General features: G+C 60.6%; 18 protein-coding genes and 1 pseudogene. 15 read left to right on the top strand and 4 right to left on the bottom strand.

Features of this window, described 5'->3' with window-relative positions; all coding sequences use genetic code 11:
• Nucleotides 1–83 precede the first annotated feature (83 nt).
• Genes L6637_RS14695 through L6637_RS14685 form a run of 3 tightly spaced genes read left to right on the top strand, consistent with a single transcriptional unit; the run spans nt 84 to nt 9,481 of the window.
• Nucleotides 84–4,097 (top strand): AAA family ATPase, encoded by a 4,014-nt coding sequence (locus L6637_RS14695; protein ID WP_237871070.1) that lies wholly within the window; start codon nt 84–86, stop codon nt 4,095–4,097.
• A gap of 24 nt (nt 4,098–4,121) precedes the next feature.
• Nucleotides 4,122–6,470, top strand: a complete 2,349-nt coding sequence (locus L6637_RS14690) for an NAD(P)-binding protein (protein ID WP_237871068.1) — start codon at nt 4,122–4,124, stop codon at nt 6,468–6,470.
• On the top strand, nt 6,467–9,481 hold the full coding sequence (locus tag L6637_RS14685; protein WP_237871066.1) for an NAD(P)-binding protein: 3,015 nt from the start codon (nt 6,467–6,469) through the stop codon (nt 9,479–9,481). The genes L6637_RS14690 and L6637_RS14685 overlap by 4 nt, the downstream gene beginning before the upstream one ends.
• A 714-nt stretch (nt 9,482–10,195) precedes the next feature.
• Here the strand turns inward: L6637_RS14685 and L6637_RS14680 are convergent.
• The 3 genes from L6637_RS14680 to L6637_RS14670 all read right to left on the bottom strand — a co-directional run bounded on the left by L6637_RS14680 (nt 10,196) and on the right by L6637_RS14670 (nt 12,109).
• Complete coding sequence (locus L6637_RS14680; protein WP_237864839.1) at nt 10,196–11,275, bottom strand: YeeE/YedE family protein; 1,080 nt, start codon at nt 11,273–11,275, stop codon at nt 10,196–10,198.
• 75 nt (nt 11,276–11,350) lie between these two features.
• Nucleotides 11,351–11,701, bottom strand: coding sequence for an ArsR/SmtB family transcription factor (locus tag L6637_RS14675; RefSeq protein ID WP_237864838.1), 351 nt, complete (start codon nt 11,699–11,701; stop codon nt 11,351–11,353).
• A gap of 36 nt (nt 11,702–11,737) precedes the next feature.
• Nucleotides 11,738–12,109, bottom strand: a complete 372-nt coding sequence (locus L6637_RS14670; protein ID WP_237871064.1) for a thioredoxin domain-containing protein — start codon at nt 12,107–12,109, stop codon at nt 11,738–11,740.
• A gap of 75 nt (nt 12,110–12,184) precedes the next feature.
• Between L6637_RS14670 and L6637_RS14665 the strand changes: the two genes are divergently transcribed.
• Nucleotides 12,185–12,916 carry a cytochrome c biogenesis CcdA family protein gene (locus L6637_RS14665; RefSeq protein ID WP_237871062.1) on the top strand — a complete coding sequence of 244 codons (732 nt, stop codon included), beginning with the start codon at nt 12,185–12,187 and terminating at the stop codon, nt 12,914–12,916.
• A 3-nt stretch (nt 12,917–12,919) separates the two neighbouring features.
• Here the strand turns inward: L6637_RS14665 and L6637_RS14660 are convergent, their stop codons facing one another.
• Complete coding sequence (locus L6637_RS14660; protein WP_237871060.1) at nt 12,920–13,636, bottom strand: hypothetical protein; 717 nt, start codon at nt 13,634–13,636, stop codon at nt 12,920–12,922.
• A gap of 47 nt (nt 13,637–13,683) precedes the next feature.
• Here L6637_RS14660 and L6637_RS14655 point away from each other — a divergent pair, with 47 nt between their 5' ends.
• The 11 genes and pseudogenes from L6637_RS14655 to L6637_RS14605 all read left to right on the top strand — a co-directional run bounded on the left by L6637_RS14655 (nt 13,684) and on the right by L6637_RS14605 (nt 22,060).
• Nucleotides 13,684–14,304, top strand: coding sequence for a SoxW family protein (locus tag L6637_RS14655; RefSeq protein ID WP_237864928.1), 621 nt, complete (start codon nt 13,684–13,686; stop codon nt 14,302–14,304).
• 128 nt (nt 14,305–14,432) lie between these two features.
• Nucleotides 14,433–14,888, top strand: a complete 456-nt coding sequence (gene soxX / locus L6637_RS14650) for a sulfur oxidation c-type cytochrome SoxX (protein ID WP_237871058.1) — start codon at nt 14,433–14,435, stop codon at nt 14,886–14,888.
• An 18-nt stretch (nt 14,889–14,906) separates the two neighbouring features.
• Complete coding sequence (gene soxY / locus L6637_RS14645; RefSeq protein ID WP_237871056.1) at nt 14,907–15,359, top strand: thiosulfate oxidation carrier protein SoxY; 453 nt, start codon at nt 14,907–14,909, stop codon at nt 15,357–15,359.
• Nucleotides 15,360–15,377: 18 nt separating this feature from the next.
• Entirely contained in the window at nt 15,378–15,704 is a 327-nt protein-coding gene (gene soxZ, locus L6637_RS14640; protein WP_237871054.1) for a thiosulfate oxidation carrier complex protein SoxZ, read from the top strand.
• A gap of 28 nt (nt 15,705–15,732) precedes the next feature.
• Nucleotides 15,733–16,554, top strand: coding sequence for a sulfur oxidation c-type cytochrome SoxA (gene soxA, locus L6637_RS14635; protein ID WP_237871052.1), 822 nt, complete (start codon nt 15,733–15,735; stop codon nt 16,552–16,554).
• A gap of 27 nt (nt 16,555–16,581) precedes the next feature.
• The gene (gene soxB / locus L6637_RS14630) at nt 16,582–18,273 is read left to right on the top strand and encodes a thiosulfohydrolase SoxB (protein ID WP_237871050.1); all 1,692 of its coding nucleotides are present in this window, start codon (nt 16,582–16,584) and stop codon (nt 18,271–18,273) included.
• A gap of 6 nt (nt 18,274–18,279) precedes the next feature.
• Nucleotides 18,280–19,551 carry a sulfite dehydrogenase gene (soxC, locus tag L6637_RS14625; protein ID WP_237871048.1) on the top strand — a complete coding sequence of 424 codons (1,272 nt, stop codon included), beginning with the start codon at nt 18,280–18,282 and terminating at the stop codon, nt 19,549–19,551.
• Nucleotides 19,535–20,227, top strand: coding sequence for a c-type cytochrome (locus tag L6637_RS14620; protein WP_237864828.1), 693 nt, complete (start codon nt 19,535–19,537; stop codon nt 20,225–20,227). The genes soxC and L6637_RS14620 overlap by 17 nt, the downstream gene beginning before the upstream one ends.
• Nucleotides 20,224–20,688: a DsrE family protein gene (locus tag L6637_RS14615; RefSeq protein WP_237864827.1), complete on the top strand. Its 465-nt coding sequence runs from the start codon at nt 20,224–20,226 to the stop codon at nt 20,686–20,688. The genes L6637_RS14620 and L6637_RS14615 overlap by 4 nt, the downstream gene beginning before the upstream one ends.
• A 15-nt stretch (nt 20,689–20,703) precedes the next feature.
• Nucleotides 20,704–21,609 (top strand): alpha/beta hydrolase, encoded by a 906-nt coding sequence (locus L6637_RS14610; protein ID WP_237871046.1) that lies wholly within the window; start codon nt 20,704–20,706, stop codon nt 21,607–21,609.
• A gap of 8 nt (nt 21,610–21,617) precedes the next feature.
• Nucleotides 21,618–22,060, top strand: a pseudogene (locus L6637_RS14605) (DsrE family protein).
• The last annotated feature ends 83 nt before the right edge of the window (nt 22,061–22,143 follow it).

Here is a 22,143-nt window from a genome sequence, read left to right as displayed (position 1 = left end):
TGAACGGAAACGTCGTGGAGGGGTAGTCCAATCGAGCCTTTCCATCGGCAGGGTATTGCTATTGATCACCTGGGGTCATGTCTATGGACCGACTCAGCGTGGACGTCAGCGCATACGTTCCGGGATGGGTTAGGACCGCTCTCGCCGAGAGTCGCCACGGCCCAGACGACTCGGTTCTCGAATCCGGACTCGCCATTATCCTTTTGTTCGACATAGCCGGCTTTGTCGAGACAACGAACCAGCTGGCCCGCAGAGGACCCCGCGGCGCCGAGGACGTTTCCGATCTGCTGAGCTCATGCTTCGGACCTCTTACCGAAATCATCGGGGAGCACGGAGGAGACATCATCGCATTCGTTGGCGATGGCATCCTCGCCATGTGGGATGACGCAGTAGCCCTGGGGCAGGCGTCTCTCCTTGCCGCGCGCTGCGGGCTTGCGCTGAAAGCCGAAATGAATAGGCAAGTGCAGGCGGGTCAACATCAGCTCCAGCCACGAATTTCAATCGACATCGGCCAGGTTCACTGCTGCAAACTCGGTGGCCTTCATGATCGCTGGCATTTCGTAATCGTTGGATCCCTATTCGGGCGCTTGGGAGATGCCTATCGCAAAGCCCAAATTGGCGATGTCGTGTTGTCCCGCGAGTTGCACAACTCGATACAAGATTATTGCGAGGGAGCTCTCTCGCCAGAACTCTTTACGCTCATCGGAATGTCGGGCGACCGCACGACGCCGACGCGTCGGTTTCGCATCAATGCGAGTTCCCTGCAGCTCCAAGCACTCGTCCCCGACATCGTCGTTGATCATCTTCGATTTGGCGAACAGCGATGGTTAGCGGAATTCAGGAACATTACCGTCGTCTACGTCAGCTTGTTCGAACTTTCGTTTGATCGGCCTTTCGCGGAAAAGCTTCAGGTTGCGGTCAAGCAGGTTCAACGCACCGCTCATAGATTTCACAGCGAGATTCACAAGATCATCATGGACGACAAAGGCTTCTGCATGTCGCTTGCCTTTGGCCTTCCCCGACTAGCCCATGAGGACGATCCGCAACGGGGCATCGAGGCGGCCCTTGAAATTTTCAAGGAGCTCGAATCCACGGGAGTGCGGGTTTCGATCGGCATTGCATCGGGAAAGCTGTTCTGCGGCGATTATGGCGGCCGCGAGCGCCGTGAATACTGCCTTATGGGACCCGCAATCAACATGGCGTCGCGGCTGATGGAGTTGGCCGCGGGGAAGATTCTCTGCGATGCCACGACGGCGGAGGCTGTTCGGGAGACTGTCAGCTTCTCGGTATTGCCTCCGCAACACGTCAAGGGCAACGACGCCCTGGTCACAGCGTATCGCCCGATAGCGGTCTCACGAGCCCATCGCGACCATCATGACGTCGTGATGGTCGGTCGAGCGAGTGAACGTCGCCAGTTGTACGATGCGCTTCTCAATCGTGTAGGGGGCGCAATCGTCGTTCGAGGCGAGCCCGGCATTGGGAAGTCCGTTCTTCTAGATGACCTGGCGATCTTCGCCAGGTCACATGACGCCTGGACCTTGCGAGGCTTTGCAACGTCGATCGAGAGGTTCACGCCATACTTTGCCTGGCGGAACGTCATCTACGACCTGCTCGGAGGCGACTCGCCGGAACACATCGGTCGCATTGCGCATGAAAAGCTGAGCCATGATCGGACGCTGCTGTCATGGCTGCCGCTGCTCCGTGACATCGTCAACATCAATCGCTCCGAAACCGCTCTCACGCGCCAGATAGTCGGCTCGGCCCGCGCCGCATGCATCGAAGCCCTCGTTGTGGCGCTGCTCTCGGATGGTGAACGTAGCCCACGTGCCCTAATATTCGAAGATCTTCATTGGTTTGACAGCGCATCAATGCACCTCTTGACGGCCGTCGCAAGGCAACTGCCCGATCTTCTCCTGGTCGCAAGCTGCCGCCCTCCAACGATTGTGCCGGCACGCCAGGAGGAAATTGAGTTCGCCACCGAGATCAATCTCGCCGCAATGAGTAAGCAAACAATTGAGCAGCTGGTTTGCAGGCGACTCCGCGCGAATAAACTTCCCGAAGCCCTGGTGGATTTCGTCTATCGGCAGGGTGAAGGTAATCCGTTTCATTGTGAAGAGCTGGCACTAGCGCTTCGTGATACCGGTGCGATCAACGTCAATCGAGGCGTTTGCGAAGTGTTGGCCGATCTTCGTGATCCGGCGAGGCGGACTCTTCCTGCCAATCTTGAGGGTGTGATCATCAGTCGCATCGATGAGCTTGGTGTCGAAGCGCAGCTTCTGCTGAAAGTTGCCAGCGTGATCGACGAGGACTTTACCGTCGAAACTGCTCAAGCGATCTATCCCGCACAGATGGCGTTGATTGACGTTGGTGGGATGCTCGATGAGCTGACCGCGCAAGACTTCCTCGTTGTCGAGGGCGGAGCAGGAGTTTCTGCGCGCTATTCGTTTCGCCATGCCATCAGCCAAGAAGTTACTTACAGGCTGCTGTCGTTTGCTCAAAGGGTCGCGCTTCACAAGACGATCGCAGACGTTATCGAGCGCAAGAATTCTGAATGGCTCGAGCCCTATTACTCGCGACTTGCCCAGCATTGGGAGCTCGCAAACGAAAGCGATCGTGCGATACGATATCTCGAGCTTTCTGCCAAGCAGGCGCTGAGGAGCTACGCCAATCGCGACGCCATACGCTACGTGCAAAGGGCGTTCACACTGATCGACTCAGCTCCGGTCGTCAGCGGTGACGTACTCCGGTCCGAATGGGAGTGGATCCTTGGTGACGCGAATAACGAACTGGCCGACTACGAGGAAGCGTTCTCTCACTTCGGCAAGGCGATGGTGCTCATGAAGCAGACGTCCCCTAGGGGGAGGGTTGGCCGGCTGGCCCGCGTCTTAGTAAACGTGCTGCGGCAAGTTCGATTGCGGCTATGGTCGCCATCATCGGAACATTACTCGACGATCGATAGGAGGAAATTCGAGCGGACCGCGCATATTCGGGAACGGCTGGCCGAGCGGCACTTCTTTCTCAACGAGTCGCTGGCGGTGCTCGATGAAACCTTGTCGGCGCTTAACTTAGCGGAACGCTGCGGCGCTGCCGACGAAGCGATCAGCGGCTACAGTGCTTTGGGATTGGGACTGGGAATGTCAGGATTGCGCGGGGTTGGCCGCTACTATCGCTCGCGCGCTTTGCGGTTTGCGGGTGAGGCGGGAAGTCTCCCGGCAGCAGCTCGAGCGCATCTTCTTGCCGCGGTGTTCGGTTATGGCACAGGCGAGTGGGATTTGACGGAACGCTGCGCACAGCACGCGCTCGAACTTTACCGCCAACTCGGCGATCGCTCTCGCTGGCACGCTCCGGTCACTATTTTGGCGTTCTCGGCGATTTTGCGCGGCGATCTAGCAAACGCTGAAGCACTGTTGTCGGATTTGGAGACGATGGTGTCGTCCGAGTCTACACATCAGGCAGGCGCATGGCTTGCGGCGGCAACCGTACTTTCTAGTTTGATGCGCAACAAGACGGACCCAAGTCAATTGCGGCGTCTAGATGAGCTCACTGAGAAGCGCTTGATCCGCGCGGATCGATTACTTTGTCTTGGTATTCTGGCTTCTGCGCTTCAACAGCGCGGCGAGGCCGAAGCGGCTTTCAAAGTCGCCGAACGCGCTCTTGCCGTTCTCCAGGAGGTCGATGTCGTTTGGGGTAGTTATGTTTATGGGGTGGTAGGGGTAGCTGAGGTCTTCCTGGCAAAGTGGGGAGAAGAGGGCGCCGGTTCGAATGCGATGCCACAGGCGCTGCTCGTGTGCAAACACGCGGCTCGGGTTACTCGAATGTCACCCGTTTGCCGGCCGCAGGCCCTGCTGCTGCGAGGCCGGGCCGCGCTTCTATCTGGCCGGCAGGCGAAGGCCCGGCGCCTCTGGGGAGCGGCTGCGCAGGCGGCGGCCCGGATGCACATGCCTCGCGAGCTTGGGCTCGCGCTCTACCAGATTGCCCAGACAAGACCTCTCGGGGATCCGGAGAGATCATCGAACCTCATTCGAGCGCAAGATATACTGTTGAGCGTAGGAGCTGAACCGGATCTCGCAGCCGTCCGCAAGGCGTTGTCGATTTAGAAGGTCAACTCGGGGAGTTCTTGTATGACAAAACAGAAGGTTGCCATTCTAGGTGGAGGAATGGCTGCACTCGCAACGGCATTCGAGCTGACGCAGCGTCAGCATATACGAGATCGCTTCGATATTACGATCTATCAGATGGGCTGGCGCCTTGGAGGAAAGGGGGCGTCCGGCCGCGACGATGAGAGCCGCGTCGTCGAGCACGGTCTCCATATCTGGTTCGGTTGCTACGAGAACGCATTCGGTATGTTGAGGACGGCTTACCAGGAGTGGAACTCACAAAACGGACAGGCAATTCGGTCGGTTGCGGATGCTTTGAAGGCGCAGTGCGACTCGGCGATTGGCCGTGGCGATGCTCCGGACGTGATTTGTCTCAATTGGCCGTCCGGCGCGGCGGGCGATCCTGGCGACGGGAGGGCCGACCTTTCGCCATTCAAAGCGTTCGCGCAAATGCTTAACGTCGTGCAATGCTTCTATGACCAGCTGATTTTTTTGCCGCCCGCCATACCGACTGAGGTGGAGTTGGACGACGACTCCAGAGCGCTTTTGGATGCGGCGAACGTCGACTACGGCAAGTACGTAACACCAAAGCCGGACTCACTCCGGTTCGGCCCCGATGCAAAAGTCCCCATCGACGTCAAGTGGTGCGCTGCGCTTGCACGTGATTGGTCGCATGCACTTGCGAGCGTGGTTGCCGATCCTAGTGACGTACAACTGCGCGGCTTTGTAAATTTCATCAGAAGCTTTGCAAAGGCGGTGTTGTCGCCAACCTTCGGAAAGGGTGGCGCTGGAATGTTCATGGCGCAACTCATAGACGTCGGAACGGCAACCATTAAAGGCATCATCATCGACATGATGCTTGGTGGAATAACCATTCGCGAGCTGGACCTGATGGATTTTCGTGAGTGGCTCTCCGTCTGTGGAGCGGCTCGCGATTCGACCTATGGCTCACCCATCGTCCAGGCGCTTTACGATTCCATGCTGCAATACTGCGATGGAGACCGGCGGCGTCCGAGCTACGGGGCTGGGACCGCAGCTCAGGCTGTCGTTCGGCTTTACGGTACCTACCGGGATTCGTTCGCCTTCGAAATGCAATCAGGGATGGGTGAAGTCGTAGTCGTGCCGATTTATCGGGTCTTGAAGCAACGCGGGGTGAAATTTGAATTCTTCCGGAAACTCAAGCGTCTGGAGCTGGATCCGCAAGAAGGTTCTGTTGCTCGAATCGTATTTGATCGACAGGTGAATCTTACAAACGGAGCATATTGTCCGACCATCCGCCCTCAACCCTGTAACGGAAATCTGGAATGCTGGCCGGAGACGCCATTATGGAACCAGATTTGCGATGGGCGAGCGCTTCAGGAGCAGGGAGTTGATCTTGAATCGCACTGGTGTTGTCACAACGTCGGTCAAGAGACGCTCGAGTGGGGAAATCATTTTCATGCCGTGGTCCTCGCCATTCCCGTTGGTGCATTCAAGAAGTTAAATGCTGGGCCGGGACCGTGCGATCAGCTCATCGCGGCCAGCAGCAAGTTTCGCGCGATGACGGAGACTGCGATTTTGGTGCCGACCATTTCGGTCCAGTTGTGGTGTACTGTGCCCACCGCGTCCGGGTTGGGCTATCCGCCTTCGCAGGCAATTCCCTCACATTCGCCGGCCAAGACCGTGATATCGACCGGACCGGATCCGCTCGACATCTGGGCGGACATGTCTCAAGTGCTGAAGTATGAGCGCCGGCATCTCGACGCGGACCAGCCGACGTCGCTTCATTACCTGTGTGGAGTGCTTGAGACCGAGCTCTTCCGTGAGCCAGCGTGGCGGACCAACGTGCCTGCTGTTGCGAAAAAGCTCGCTGAGACCCACGCGATCAGCTGGTTGAGCAGCAAATCGTTGTATCTCTGGCCCGACGCAATTTTCCACGGAGGCTTCAATTGGGATTACCTCTTCTGTCGCACTCCCACCAGCGGCCATTATCGGATCAAGCAGCAGGTCTATCGAGCGAATGTTGATCCATCGAGCTGTTGCGTCGTATCGGCGGCTGGCTCGACGCAGTGGCGATTGGCCGCCGACGCGTCCGGTTTTGACAATCTGTACCTCGCAGGCACATGGATCGACACTGGCTTCAATACCGAGTGCATCGAGGCGGCGGTGATGTCAGGGATGCAGGCAGCGCGCGCTATCTCCGGTGCGAGCATTGCAATTGTTGGGGAGGATTTCCTGAGATTTGGAGACGTTCTTTCCTCGCTCGCTGCTCTGGTCGTCGATGGAGCAACGTCGTTGCTGGAAGCCGGGCTCGGTGCCGCGTCCGACGTCGGCGAGGTCGACTTTCAATTGTGGAACGGGCGGTCACGCGAACGACGAACGAGACTTCGATGACGGAGAAGACACAAATTGCTATTCTCGGCGGCGGTATTGGCGCGCTCACGGCCGCTTTCGAACTGACCGAGCAGAATTCGGATGAGCGCCTCGACATCACGATCTATACACTCGGGTGGCGCCTCGGCGGCAAGGCCAGCGTCGGTCGCGACGAAACACGAAACTGGCGCGGGCTTGAGCATGGCCTTCACGTCTGGGCCGGATTCTACGACAATGCGTTCGACCTGGTGCAACGCCTCTACGCTCGGCTGAATCTCCCGCCGCAGGAATGGCGTAGCAAGTTCGAGGGCTTGAACCATTTCACGGTGATGGAATACGTCGACCCTCTGTGGAAGCCTTGGCTGCTGCACGCGCGTCCTAATACGTCCGATCCGGGGATCGATCTGCTGGACCTGGCTCCGACGGTCCTCGTAAAGAACCTGTTGTCTTGGGTTGAACAGGGTTTCCTTGGTTCAGTATTTGGATGCGCCGAAGAACCTGAAATGCGCCTCCAAATCCAGCATGAAACCATGAAGGTGCTCGACACGCGAGAAGTGTTTCCAACGCCGCTGTCCGCCATAGCGGCGCTGCTCGATAGACCAACGTCGGCGTTCAACACCATCAGTTTCGATGCGATGAAACTTGTGGCTGCATTCCGGAAGCAGGTCGGGAAAGCGCGCGCCGCCCTGGACAGAAAGTACGCGGCCTCGGGCCAGACCGATGATGACGAAGTTCGCCGCCTTCAGATACTCTTCGACCTGGCGGCGGGGCTTATACTCGGACTGTTGTCAGACGAGGTGCTGCAGGAGGGACTGGACGCCATCGATTATTTGGAATGGTCGGACTGGATGGCGGGCAACGGGTGCGCGGACGAGAGCTTAAAGTCCGGCGTCGTTCGGGGATGCTACGATTATGTGTTTGGTAGCGTCAAAGGCGTACGCAAGGTGGGAGCCGGTGTCGGGACGGTGGGATTACTCAGGCTGCTGCTTACTTATCGGGGGTCGATTTTCTACACACTGCGTGAGCCGATGGGCGACTTTCTATTCGCGCCGCTCTACAATTACCTTCGAGACAAGGGAGTAAAATTCAAGTTCTTTCACAGACTGGACAAGCTCGTATTATCGACCGACTTGAGTGCGATAGAAAGTATCGGGCTCGGTTGCCAGGTCAAGCTTCGAAATCCAGAGTGCGGCTACAGACCGTTAATCAAAAATCAGGAGACTGGTCTCGAGAGTTGGCCTTGCCACCCTCTCTACGAACAGATCGATGACGATGGCGCGTTAAAGCATCACGATCTGGAATCGTTCTGGACAGAATGGCAAGATGCAGGCTCGTTGACGTTGCGGCGGCGTCCGGCTGACGGCACCCCGATCAACGAAACATTCGACATTGCGATCCTTGCTACCGGCTTTGGAGGACTCAAGAAGATCGCGTGCGATCTCTCGACCGGTCATCCGGACACCTGGGGCAAGTGCCTCGCAAATCTCGAGACGATCCCGACATTGGCTCTGCAACTATGGTTGAAGAAAGATACGGCGCAGCTTGGCTGGCCGGATCCACGGACTGTCATGGTCGGCTTTGAATCAGACAGCGGAGGACCGGGTTCTGCACCGCTGAATTCGTGGCAGGACAACTCGCCGTTGCTCGCCAACGAAACCGGGCAGGGCGGAGATGCGGCGCGATCGTTAAGCTACTTTGTCGGTGTCTTTCCCCAAGACGGGTCGCCTAACGGGCCAAACTACCCGGACGTCGAACTCGCTCGGGCGAAGTCGATGATCATCAAATGGATGAACAAGGATTTACCGGGGATCTGGCCAAAAGCCCGCGATCCCGATTCGCCAAAGTTTGACTGGGATGTGCTGGTCGTTCCGGCGTCGGCTCCGCAGCAGGGCGAGGCCCGTCTCGACTCTCAATATGTTCGTCCGAACATAAATCCGTGGGAGCGTTATGTGCTTTCAGCACCGGGTACTCTTCGGTGGCGCCTATGGCCGGATCAATCAGGTATCTCAAACCTGTTTCTTGCTGGCGATTGGGCCCGCACCGGATTGGATTCAGGATGTGTTGAAGCGGCGGTGATGTCCGGCCGCGTAGTAGCGCGAGCGATAACAGGAGCTAGCATGAACATTCCCGGCTACGGCAATTTTCGTAAGATTCCCGTTCCCATCACGCTGCTGCCAATTGTCAATTTGCTCAAGCAGTTAAAGACACGTGCCGCCGGCGGCTTGGGAACGATGGAAGGCTACTGCGTTACAATTTGGCGCGATTCTGATGAAGTACAGAAATTGTTGCCACCAAGCCTTTCGCTCGATCGTCCACACGGCCTTGCCCGTACGGGACCAACAGGGAAACCCCAGCACCCGGTTGTGCTGCTTTTCTGTCGACAAAGAAACGTTCGGCCAGGCTTTATCCCGATTGGCGGTCTGAGATATCACGAGATCATCGAACTCGTCCCCTACGTGGCACGGAATAGTGCTGATGGGCCGAGCGGCGGTCCATTCAGCTATATGCCCCATCTTTTTCTTGACGAGCTTGCGCCCGTTTTGATTGGCGTCAATCTCTATGGCTATAACAAGCGCCTCGCCCGGATAGCGTCGGCGGGTGGAGCCTTTGAGTTGAATTGTGATCTCGGCGAGATCAGCACCAATCTAGCCGCAAAAGGACTGCCCGGAAGAGCCAGTACGCCACGCTTTCCGTACCTAAAGCTGGTGCGTCAGATGCTCGAGCGTCCGTTGATCTCCCAAACGACGAATGGCGTATTTGTCTACTCTCAACTTGATTTTTGCTTCGACACAGCGACTTTTCAGGGCGTGCAGGGAGAAGTCGCTATGACCTCCCCGTTTGATCCCTGCCCAACAGAGTCAGGCATGTTCCCGGTCACGAGTATTCTCGATGAAGCATATGGTGCGTTCAGGTTTGAGACGAATTGGAGCCTGAGCGTGCCACTCTCGACCGGCGACGATCAATCGAACGTCGTTCCTCCCGACCTTCAGGAGTTCGCCAGCAAGCTCCTTTCAATCTATAAATCTAAGTGAAAGCAGACAGTCTGCTCGGATGATTGAAGCCACGTGGCGTTTTTTTGAAAGCACGGCAGCGTGCCGTCACCGACGGTTGGTAGTCGTGCCGGCCGACCGGGCAAATCCCGAATAGCGTAGGGCAAGAAGGCTGGTCAGTCAGGATCGAGCTTTGTTGTTTTTGTTGATTTGTCGGTCGCTGATTGCGTTCGGGACGCTCGGGTCGCAGGTCAATGAAGTCGCCGGCTCGTGATTTACGATTCGGCTATAACCCATTGATTTGTATAGCTCTGCTATAGCCATCTTTTACATCTAAGTATTTGTCGTTATTCAGAAAACATCAGACTCTTAATCAGCGGGTCCCAGGTTCGAGCCCTGGTGCGCCCACCATTGGAAACCCCTTAATTTCCAAGCCCTTCGCAGAGAGATCGCCGCGAACAAGAATGGTCTCGCGCGGCGATTTTCTGAGGGCGGACGCGGCCAGTTCGTTGTTCGGCTTTCCTTTCGTATCTGTACCTTTCCGCATTCGATATAGTGCGCGGATCTTATGGGACAGATCGATTACGTGTCCGTCGTAAAATAGGACATTGGGGCGAGTAAAGCGGACAGTCTGCGCTGCTCCGTCCTTCGCGAGGTATCTGTAGCCGGACTATGCCCGGGCCAGTTGGTCGCGCCGCTGCACGAGCCAAAGCACGACGACGGCGGCCTCAGAAGCGGGGGCTGTCTCCAACTCGTCTAGGTCGATGCGCCGAACAGCCTCCGGAAGGCTGGCAGCCATTCGCCCGTCATCGTGAACTCGAGCCCAAGGTACGCGCCGCAGGCGATGGCCAGCATCGCTATCGGAGCCGATACGGCGAGCGTCGAGAATGCGCTCAGGCCCTGACCGATGGTGCAGCCCATCGACATGATGCCGCCGACGCCCATCAGGAGCGCGCCGATCATGTGACGCTTCAATTCGCGGGCGTCGTCGCAGGCTTCCCAGCGAAAGCCGCGCGCGAATATCGCGGCGGCAAACGAGCCTGTGACCACGCCGGCCACAGAACCGATCCCGAAGTTCAGCCGCGCGCCTGAGAACGTGGCGATGTAGAGGATGGTGTCGCCGAGTGGGGCCACGAAGGTGAGGGAAGAGACCCGCACGGGATCGAACTCGTCGTCCGCAAGCCATCCGGTCGCAAACCAGCCGAATGCGATCGCGGCGCCGACGGCCAGACCGGAGGCCAGCAGTCGTGGTGACCGAATCAGCCTGCCGTCCGCAAGCGCCCAAAAGGCGAGCGCGGTGGCAATTGTCACGACGAGAATCGCGCGTGCCGTGCTGCCTGCGCCGAGCAGCGATGTCAGAGTCTGGTTGCGCCCCTCTGCAAGCTGCAGGGAAAGTGGCTCGATCAATGCCACGCGCAGCATGCCGGTAATGCCGCGCATGGTCGCGAGCGCAGACAGGCCGAGCACGAGAAAGACCACGATGGCGCGCAGATCGCCACCGCCGACGCGTACCAGGGTGCCGAAGCCGCAAGTGCCGACCAGTGCCATGCCGACGCCGAACATCAGCCCGCCGATGATCACGCCGCCAAGCCCGATCGATGCCGTGAGATAGATCGACCGCGACAGGTCAACGATGCCGAAAGCTGCGAGCGCCTGCGTCAACAGCAGCGCCACCGCCGCAGCGAGCGCAAAGGATCTCAGGCGACGGTAATCCGATCCGAAGAACGCATCCTCAAGCATCGCGAGCGTGCAGAAACGGCCCGCTCTGCCGGCAATACCGAGGACGGCACCGGCGGCAAACCCGCATGCGAACGCTATGGTCGAGGGATTGAGCATTCCTCCCGCAAGATGTTTGTTCTGCCTCTTTGGGCAGTTTGCGCCGGAGGGTTGCGAAAATCCAGCGCGGAAAATTTACCGGCGGCGGCGGCGTACCGGCTCGCAGAACACATCATAGACGGCGGTGAGAATCTTGCGGACGTCCTCGTTGGCGAGGCTGTAATAGATCGTCTTGCCGTCGCGGCGAGTCGTCACCAGGCGGTCGAGTCTGAGCCGCGCGAGCTGCTGGGAAACGGTCGACTGCCGCTCGCCGAGGAACTGCTCGAGTTCGGTTACGGACTTTTCGCTCTCAGCGAGGATGCAAAGCAGCAACAAACGGGACTCGTGCGACAGCGCCTTCAGCATGTCGCTCGCCTCGCGCGCCTTCTCGATCATCTGCTCGAGCTCGGCAGAGCCCTCGATCTCCTTCAGCTTTGGCAACGGCATTACGTCAAAGTCCTCTGAGAAAAATCCAAAGAGCGGTCACGACTTGGCTGGCTCCAGTACTGTACTAGACAGGATCCGGTCCAAGAGGCCAAAAAAGAATGCATCCCCGGGATAGCCGCGAATGCGCCCGATCTCACGGCCTTCTTTTACCACGACGAAGGTCGGCGTGAAGATGCCGGGATCGATTCCGGCGAGGTCCGGGGGCAGGGGACTGTTCAGGTCGACCCGGCGCAGCGGCGCGACCTGGCTTTCCTCGGTCTTGGCATAGATTGGCGCGATCTCGGCATTGAAGCGCGCACACCACACGCAGCCGGCACGCTCGAACATAATGAGCTCAGCCGCGCGCGATTCCGTCGCGGACAGCGCGAGCGCGATGGCAACTGCGAGCGAGGCGATGATTCGGTTCATTCTAGGCAACAGGCCTCTGGACTTCCTGAGCGCTTTATATCATTAAATTCGTATATGTGCTAGGGATGAGACGCCATGACTTTGGACGTCACGCTGGGGGCAGCCTTCGTCGCGGGCCTATTGTCGTTTTTGTCGCCCTGTATCCTGCCCCTGGTGCCACCCTTCCTGTGCTACATGGCCGGCGTCTCGGTTACGGATCTGTCCGGCGATACGCCGAATCTGCGGCCACGCGTCCTGATTTCCGCACTAGCTTTCGTGGCGGGCTTTTCGCTGGTCTTCGTCGCCCTCGGCTCGACCGCATCGCTCGCCGGACGCTTCATCTCGGCGCATCTGTCGACGCTCGGCATCATCGCCGGCGGCCTGATCATCGTGATGGGCCTGCATTTTCTCGGGATGTTCAGGATTCCCTTGCTCTATCGCAGCGCGACCGTGCAGGTCGACAACCGGCCAGCCGGCGTGGCGGGGGCTTTCGTCATGGGGGTGGCGTTCGCGTTCGGCTGGACACCCTGCGCCGGCCCCATCCTCGCTGCCGTCCTGCTGATGGCAGGCTCGGAGGAGACGACGGGACGGGGGGCGCTCCTGCTGCTCGCCTATTCAGTTGGGACCGGTATTCCGTTCCTGATCGCGGCTGCCTTCACCAGCAAGTTCATTGTCGTGCTTGGCCGTGCCCGCCGGCATCTCGGCCTGGTCGAGAAGGCGATGGGTGCCTTCCTGGTCGTGACCGGCCTGATGTTCCTGACCGGGCTGATGCCAGCGGCCTCGGAGTGGCTGCTGGAGCGATTCCCCAGCCTCACCAGCATCGGCTAAGTCTCAACCAAAGCGAAAATCGAGCAATTGAGCGTAGGACTGCAGCTCGATCAGGTAACGATGCACGAGCGGGCCGTCGCCGGCCATTGCCGCGTGCGCAATCGCACCGCTGCTCGCGATCGCGCCGTCGATCAGGCGGCGGAACTCGCTTGTCTTGGCGATCTCCGCGCTCGCCCACTCGTTGCAGCGCTGCAGGCGATCGCGAAATGCTCCCCCGGCGGCAACGGTGTCCTCGGCGTTCGCCGGTGCAGGTTGCTCGCCGTACCGCATGGCCGCGACCCGCAGCTTCTCCATCGCCGGCGCGATCTCGAAGACGCAGTCGCCGAGATCGTAGAGGCCCGCATGAAACCTGAGCTCATGAAGTGACTGACGAAGCGCAAGCAGCTCGCGGCCGGCAGCGACGGTGTCTCCACTGTCGAGCGCACGCGTTGCTACCGTGAGGTGTTCGCGACCGCGGTCGAGAAAGTCCGACGACGCGGCCGGCGCATAGACGAGGGGGATGGATGTATTCGGCTCGAGCCGCTTCCACGCGGCTACTGCCTCGTCGGTTTCCATCTGCGCCAGCGCGACGTTACCGGTGCGCGCATAGCTCGCGGCGGTGCGCAGGTTGGCCATGATCGGTGCCATCGCCGATACGAAATCCGCGGGTTTTGCCGCGTCCGCGCCCAGGGCGAGTGCGTCCGAAGCCAGCCATGCCAGCAGGACGATGATGCAGCGCATGATCGGAAATCCTTGTTATATTCGTGTATTCGAATATCATAATGAAAATGACCGATGCGCAAGATCTCTCAGAGCACGAATCCCCGATCTCGCTTCGCGCAGCCACGCGGCGCGGCTTCCTCGCCCTAGCGTCCGGCGCCGCCCTTGCCGTGGGTCGTGGCGTGGCCGCAGCAGAGCCAGCGCTCGGGGAAGATGGACTCTATCATGAACCCTGGTTCCTGCAGAGCTTCCTCGATCTGCGCGAGGATCTCGACAGCGCCGCCGCCAGCGGAAAGCGCTTCGCCATCATGTGGGAGCTGCGCGGCTGTCCCTACTGCCGCGAGACACATTTGGTGAACTTCGCGGACGCTGACATCACCAGATACATCCACAACAATTTCGAAGTCTTGCAGCTCAATCTGATTGGCTCCCGCAAGGTTACGGATTTCGATCGCCAGGAATTGTCCGAGAAGGAGCTCGCACAGAAATACGGGATCAGGTTCACCCCGACCTTCCAGTTCTTTCCACCGTCATCCGACGCCATCGAAGCGAAAGAAGCGATGGCGCGGGAAGTGGCGCGGGCGCCCGGCTATCTCAAGCCGCCGCACTTCCTTTCGATGTTTCGTTTCGTGCGAGAGCGGGCCTATGAGCGCGGCTCGTTCCGGGATTTCCTCGCTGCAAACGGTTAGCTGATCGCGTCTTGCGAATTTCGCTTGACCTTGCCTTTTATATAAACATATCATAATACATGAATTTGATGGACTGTGAGTTCATCGCAATCAAGAGCGGGCGTCACCCCGCTGTAAGGGTAGGGAACATGCGGCGCTCGCTTGTGGCTGCGTTTGCACTGTGTCTGTCGGCCGGAGGCGCTCTTGCCCAGCAGCCGGCCGCGGCGCCGATCAAGCTCGACGTCGTCAATGACTCGCTGCCGAAATCCCTGACCGGCACACCCGGCAATGCCGAGGCCGGCAAGAAGGTGTTCTTGACGCGCACGCTCGGCAACTGCCTGGCCTGCCACCAGGTCACCAGCCTGAAATCCGAGGAATTCCACGGCGAGTTCGGTCCGTCGCTCGACGGCGTGGCCGGCCGCTACACCGAGGCACAGTTGCGCCTCATCGTCGCCGACCCCAAGCGCATCTTCACTGACACGGTCATGCCCGCGTTCTTCAAGAATGACGGCTTGAGTCGCGTGCGCCCGGAATTCGTCGGCAAGTCGATTCTGACGGCCTCGCAGGTCGAGGACGTAGTTGCTTTTCTCAAGACGCTGAACTGACGGCGAGGAGGACCAGGAATGAAGGCCATCAATCGACGGCAGGCTTTTGCGCTCGGGGGCGGCTTCGTCATGCTGACCCTGATGCCCATGGCGGCCGATGCCGAAGTGACGAACGACGCGGCCAAGTGGATCGAGAAGTTCACGGGCGGCAAGCAGCCCGCAAAGGGCAAGATCTCGCTCGACCTGCCGGAGATCGCGGAGAACGGCAACACTGTGCCGCTGTCGATCAACATCGAGAGCCCGATGACGGCGGACTCCTATGTCAAGGACGTCATGATCATCGCGGACGGCAACCCGAACGCGGGTGTCGCAACGCTGTCCTTCACGCCGCTGTCGGGCAAGGCGGAAGCCTCGATCCGCATCCGGCTCGCGACCACGCAAAACGTGGTTGCGATCGCGAAGATGAGCGACGGCTCGCTGTTCACGGAACAGAAGACCGTCAAGGTCACCATCGGCGGCTGCGGCGGCTAAGGGCTGAGGAGAGAAAAGATGGCAGACAAACCGCGCATCAAGCTTCCCAAGGAAGCCGCCAAGGGTGAGGTCATCCAGATCAAGACCCTGGTCTCGCATGTCATGGAATCGGGCCAGCGCAAGGACGCGCAGGGCAAGACCATTCCGCGCAAGATCATCAACAAGTTCGCCTGCGAGTTCAACGGCAAGCCGGTGTTTTCTTGCGCGCTGGAGCCGGCGATCTCGGCCAATCCCTACATCCAGTTCGACGCCAAGGTGGAGGAGGCCGGATCGTTCAAGTTCTCCTGGACTGACGACGACGGCACGGTGATCACGGCCGAAGAGAAGATCGCGCTCAAGGCATGATGCGCATCGCGCATTGAGGGAGGCTCGGATGGTGCCACGATATGTTGGGATAGCCGCTGCGATCGTGGCCGCCGCATCGATCGCGACGGTCGCCTTCGCAGAGGAGGCCGAGCGCAAGGGCATCCCGGCGCCGCCCGGCCACGTCTTCAAGACAATCATCTCGGGCTACGAGTTCCGCAGCAAGGAGACTCGTGCGCTGCAGGACGACGATCTCGAAAATCCGGGTTTCCTCGCTGTGGAGCGCGCGGCGGACGTCTGGAAGAAGGTCGAAGGGAGCGAGGGCAAGTCCTGCATGAGCTGTCACGGCGAGGCCGAGACCAGCATGAAGGGCGTCGGTGCCGCCATGCCGAAATGGGACGACAAGCTGAAGAAGCCGGTCAATCTCGAGCAGCGCATCAACATCTGCCGCACCGAGCACATGAAGGCGGAGCCCTGGAGGTTCAAGTCCCAGGAACTGACGGACATGACCACCTTCGTGCGCTACCAGTCCCACGGCATGCCCGTGACGGTAAAGACCGATGGTCCGATGTCGCCCTGGTTCGAGCGCGGCAAGCAGATCTACTACACGCGTTACGGCCAGCTCGATCTCGCCTGCGAGTCCTGTCACGAGCGCAACAACGGCAAGTTCATGCGCGCCGATTTTCTGAGCCAGGGCCAGACCAACGGCTTTCCGACCTACCGGCTGCGCGACCAGCGCCTGGTGCCGCTGCATGAGCGTTTCGAAGGCTGCATGTTCGACGTGCGCGCCGAGCCGTTCAAGCCGCTGTCGGACGAATTCCTTGCGCTTGAGCTCTATGTCGCCTGGCGCGGCATCGGATTGCCGGTCGAGACGCCGTCGGTGCGCAATTGAAACGATGAGCATGCAGGAGCATTGCGCATGATCTCTCGCCGCGAGTTCATTCAGGTTGCCGCCGCGACGGCCGCCCTTTCGGCCGGTGTGGGCCCGGGCCTGACCCGGGCGGTCGCGCAGCAGCGTCTGACCGAGAAGGAGTTGCTGGCCTTCGAGCCGCTCGGCAACGTCACGCTGGTGCATGTGACCGACATTCACGGCCAGCTCATGCCGCTCTATTTCCGCGAGCCCTCGACCAATCTCGGCGTCGGCGAGGCCAAGGGCCTTCCGCCGCACGTCACCGGCAAGGAGTTTCTTGCGCGCTTCGGCATCGCGCCCGGTTCGTCCGCGGCCTACGCCCTGACGTCGGAGGATTTCGAGTCGCTCGCCAAGAGCTATGGCCGGATCGGCGGCCTCGATCGCGCCGCAACGGTGATCAAGGCGATCCGCGCCGAGCGCGGCGACAAGGTCGCGCTGCTCGACGGCGGCGATACCTGGCAGGGCTCGTGGTCCTCGCTGAGGACGCGCGGCCAGGACATGATCGACTGCATGGCGCTGCTCAAGCCCGACGCGATGACCGGTCACTGGGAATTCACCTACGGCACCGAGCGCGTCAAGCAGGCGATCGAAAGCCTCGGCTTCCCGTTCCTCGGCCTCAACATCCGCGACACCGAATGGAACGAGGCGGCGTTCGACGCCTCGACCATGATCGAGCGCGGCGGCGTCAAGATCGCGGTGCTGGGGCAGGCGTTCCCCTATACGCCCGTTGCCAATCCGCGCTGGATGATTCCGAACTGGTCGTTCGGCGTCCGTGAAGAGGACGTGCAAGCGCAGGTCGACAAGGCGCGCAAGGATGGCGCGCAGCTCGTCGTGCTGCTGTCGCACAATGGCTTCGACGTCGACCGCAAGCTTGCGAGCCGCGTCAAGGGCATCGACGTCATCCTGACCGGACACACCCATGACGCGCTGCCCGAGGCGGTCAAGGTCGGCAAGACGCTGCTGATCGCGTCGGGCTCGTCCGGCAAGTTCGTGTCGCGGCTCGACCTCGACGTCCGCGATGGCGAGGTGAAGGCGTTCCGTTACAAGCTCATCCCGCTGTTTTCCGACGTCATCGCGGCGGACGCCGAGATGGCCGCCAAGATCGCCGAGGTGCGCAAGCCCTTTGCGGCCGAGTTGTCCAAGGTCCTCGGCAAGACGGACTCGCTGCTCTACCGCCGCGGCAATTTCAACGGCACGTTCGACGACCTGATCTGCCAGGCGTTGATGCAGGAGCGCGACGCCGAGATCGCGCTGTCGCCGGGCTTCCGCTGGGGCACCAGCGTGCTGCCGGGGCAGGACATCACCTTCGAGGACGTCACCAATGCGACCGCGATCACCTATCCGGCCGTCTACCGCATGGGCATGACGGGTTCGCGGTTGAAGGAGATCATCGAGGACGTCGCCGACAATCTCTTCAACGTCGATCCCTATTACCAGCAGGGCGGCGACATGGTGCGGATCGGCGGGCTGTCTTACGCGATCGATGTCACGAAGCCGCAAGGTAGTCGCATCTCGGACATGCAGATGGCCAAGACCGGCGCGCCGATCGACCCGAACAGGGAATACCAGGTCGCCGGCTGGGCCAGCGTCAACGAAGGAACCGAGGGACCGCCGATCTGGGAGGTCGTGGCCAATTATCTGACCCGACAGAAGACGGTTCGCCTCGAGCCCAATAGAGCCGTCAAAGTCACCGGAGCGTAAGAAGCGATGTCGAAGATGGACAGTCCCCGGCAATCCCGACGCAACTTTCTGGCCGCTGGTGCCGGCGTTGCCGCATCGGTGCTCGCCAAGCCGGCTTTCGCCGGCGGCGGGAATCCGGCGAACCAGCCGCCCAATGTTCCCGAATGGAGCAAGTCGCTCGGCGAGGGCGTCGCCGTGCGCCCCTACGGCAAGCCATCGAAGTTCGAGAAGGAGGTCATCCGGCGCGATGTGGAATGGCTGACGGCCTCCCGCGAGTCCTCGGTCAGCTTCACGCCGCTGCACGAGCTCGAAGGCATCATCACGCCGAACGGCCTCTGCTTCGAGCGGCATCATGGCGGCATCGCCGAGATCGATCCGGCCGATCATCGCCTGATGATCCACGGGCTGGTGGAGCGGCCGCTAATCTTGACGCTGGACGAGCTGAAGCGCTATCCGCGCGTCAACCGCATCCACTTCATGGAGTGCGCGGCGAATTCAGGCATGGAGTGGCGCGGCGCGCAGCTCAATGGCTGCCAGTTCACCCATGGCATGATCCATTGCGTGCAGTACACCGGCGTGTCGTTGCGCACGTTGCTCGAAGAAGCCGGCGTCAAGACGAACGGCAAGTGGCTGCTGGTCGAAGGCGCCGATGCGGCTGCGATGGATCGCAGCCTGCCGATCGAGAAGGCGCTCGACGACTGCATCATCGCCTACAAGATGAATGGCGAGGCGCTTTATCCCGAGCAGGGCTATCCGATGCGGCTCGTGGTGCCGGGCTGGCAAGGCAATCTCTGGGTCAAGTGGCTGCGTCGCATCAAGGTCGGCGACCAGCCCTGGCACACCCGCGAGGAAACGTCGAAATACACGGACCTGCTGCCGAATGGCAAGGCGCGCCGCTTCACGTGGTCGATGGACGCCAAGTCTGTCATCACGAGCCCGAGCCCTCAGGCGCCGATTAAGCACGGCAAGGGCTTTACCATCGTCTCGGGGCTCGCCTGGAGCGGCAACGGCAAGGTCAAGCGCGTGGACGTGTCGCTCGATGGGGGCCGCAACTGGTGGCCGGCACGGATCGATGGCCCGGTGCTCGATAAGGCGCTGACCCGATTCTACTACGAGTTCGACTGGAACGGCGAGCCGCTGCTGCTGCAATCGCGCGTGCAGGACGAGACCGGCTATGTGCAGCCGAGCAAGGCCGAGCTGCGCAAGATCCGCGGCGTCAACTCCATCTATCACAACAATGGCATCCAAACCTGGCATGTGCAGGCCAATGGTGAGGTCGAGAATGTCGAAGTCGCCTAATTTCATCGCAGCCGCGCTGCTCGCCTGCGCGCTGGTCGCACCGGCGCTCGCGCAACAGAAGGCAGACGCCAAGGGCGGTCCGCGCTATCACATCGGCCGCGCGCCGACCGCGGACGAGGTCCGCGGCTGGGATATCGACGTGCGGCCCGACGGCCAGGGCCTGCCGGAAGGCAAGGGCACCGTCGCGCAGGGCGAGAAGCTGTTCATGGACAATTGCTCTACCTGCCATGGCGAGTTTGGCGAGGGCAACGGCCGCTGGCCGGTGCTGGCGGGCGGCAAGGGCTCGCTGACGTCAGACAATCCGGTCAAGACGGTCGGCTCCTACTGGCCCTACGCCTCGACCGTGTTCGATTATGTCCGTCACGCCATGCCCTACGGCAATGCGGAGTCGTTTTCGGTCGACGAATATTATGCGCTGGTCGCCTACGTCCTCTATCTGAACGACGTCATCACCGACCAGAATTTCGAGCTGAACAACAAGAATCTTGCCACGATCAGGATGCCGAACGAGCAGGGCTTTGTGATGGACGACCGCGCCGCCACCGAGAAGTCGTTCTGGCAGAAGGACCCCTGCATGAAGGATTGCATCGCGCCGGTGAAGATCACTGCGCGCGCGGCCGCGATCGACGTGACGCCTGAGGACAGCAAGGACAAGAAGTCGCGGGGCGTGGAATGAACCGCAGGCAGGCGAGCCGCCGCGGATTGCTTCGCGGGCTGGTCGCCGCCGCTTTCATCGTGACGGGTTTCGCCGCCCCGTCGCGGGCGGCGGAGCCGCACAGGCTCGCGCTGCAGATCAGTGACGACGATCCGGTCAAGATGCGCGCCGTCCTCGATGTTGCGGCCAACGTCTCGCGGCATTATTCGGGAGAGGGCGGGGACGTCGAGATCGTGGTGATCGCCTTCAATGGCGGCCTCGACATGCTGCTCGAGGACCGCTCGCCGGTGAAGGAGCGCCTGGTGAACTTCCTGAAGTCGATGCCCAATGTGAGCTTCATCGCCTGCGGCAATACGCTCGAGACGCTGGCGGCGAAGGAAGGCAGGAGACCGCCTCTGATCGATGGCGTCAGCGTCACTCAGGTCGGGGTTGCCGCGCTGATGGATCTTGCGGAAAAGAACTGGACGATTGTCCGTCCCTGAGGGAGAGAGCGGCCGATGCGATGGTTGATGGGACTGGCCGTCTTGCTCCTTTTTGCGCAGCCTGTTGGCGCGACCGAGCAGGAACTCGAACTGTCGGTTAACGGCCGCACGACCTTGGCGACTCTGCGTGCGCCTACTCTGATGGGGCAAGACACACCGCTCGTTGTGATGACCCACGGTACGCTCGCGCACAAAGATATGGAGGTCATTCAGGGCGTCGCCAGGGCGCTCGAGCAGCGCGGCATCGCGTCGCTCGCCCATACGCTGTCGCTCGGGCTCGACCATCGTAAAGGCATGTACGACTGCGCCGTGCGACACGACTATGTCACCGATGATGCGGTTAGCGAAATCGGCGCCTGGGTTGCAAAAGCCAAGAGCATGTCCCGGTTCGTGTTCACGTTTGGTCATTCGCGCGGGGGCAACCAGGTGGCGCGTTATCTGGCGGCGAGCGAAAGCTCGGCCGCTGCGGGTGCGGTGCTGCTGGCGCCGGCGACCGCGAAAGTCGAGGTCGATTTGCGCGCCGCCTACGCCCAGACCTATGGCAAGCCGCTCGAACCGCTGCTCGAGAAGGCAATCAAGGCCGTCGCGGCGGGGCGCGGTGGAGAATGGATGGACGCGCCGGGCTTCATCTATTGCCGCAACGCCGTGGTGACGGCGCGGGCCTTTAAATCCTTCTACAGCCCTGATGCCGGGGAGGACACGGCGGCGCTGGTGGCGCGGACGAAGTTGCCGGTGCTGGTGCTCGCGGCAACCAAGGATACGGTCGTGCCCGATGTGGCTGTGTCCTTCGCACCGCTTGCCGATTCGAGCGGCGGCAGGGTGCAACTCGACAGGATTGAAGGCGCCGATCATTTCTTTCGCGACCTGTTCGCTGAAGACGTGGCCGATCGCATCGCGGAATTCATCAAGCAGACACGATAGGAGGGACCATGCGGCGTCGATCCATGCTTCGCGTAAGCCTAGCCGGACTATTTGGTGTTCTCGCCGTGCGCGAGGCGGCTGCTGCGACGGAGGCACCGGTGCGGCAGCGCGTCGTCTATCACCTCGCCGATTCCGATCGTGTCGTCTTCGTTCTCGGCAATCTCCAGAACCACGTTGACGGCGTCGGCGGGCCTGGCAAGGCCGACATCAGGCTGGTTGTGCACGGGCCGGCGCTGCGTGCCTTCCACGCTTCGCCGCCGATGACCACACCGTTGCGATGATGAAGAAGCTCATTGACGCAGGCGTCGGCTTCGATGCCTGCGCCAACACCATGAAGGCGCAGGGCGTCAAGCTCGACGACCTCACGCCTGGCTTCGTGGTGGCCGAGAAGGGTGGCGTGGTGCGGCTCGCCGAACTGCAGCAGCAAGGATACGCCTATCTGCGGCCATGAGTGATGCGCGAGCCTTGATTTGGCTCATATGGCGGGGCCAAGGCGTGCGGTAAACTGGCAAGTGTTAAAGGGAATACCGAGAC

Origin of the sequence: Bradyrhizobium zhengyangense (assembly GCF_022012435.1) — a bacterium.
Classification (GTDB): domain Bacteria; phylum Pseudomonadota; class Alphaproteobacteria; order Rhizobiales; family Xanthobacteraceae; genus Bradyrhizobium; species Bradyrhizobium zhengyangense.
This window is presented reverse-complemented; position numbering and strand designations above follow the sequence as displayed.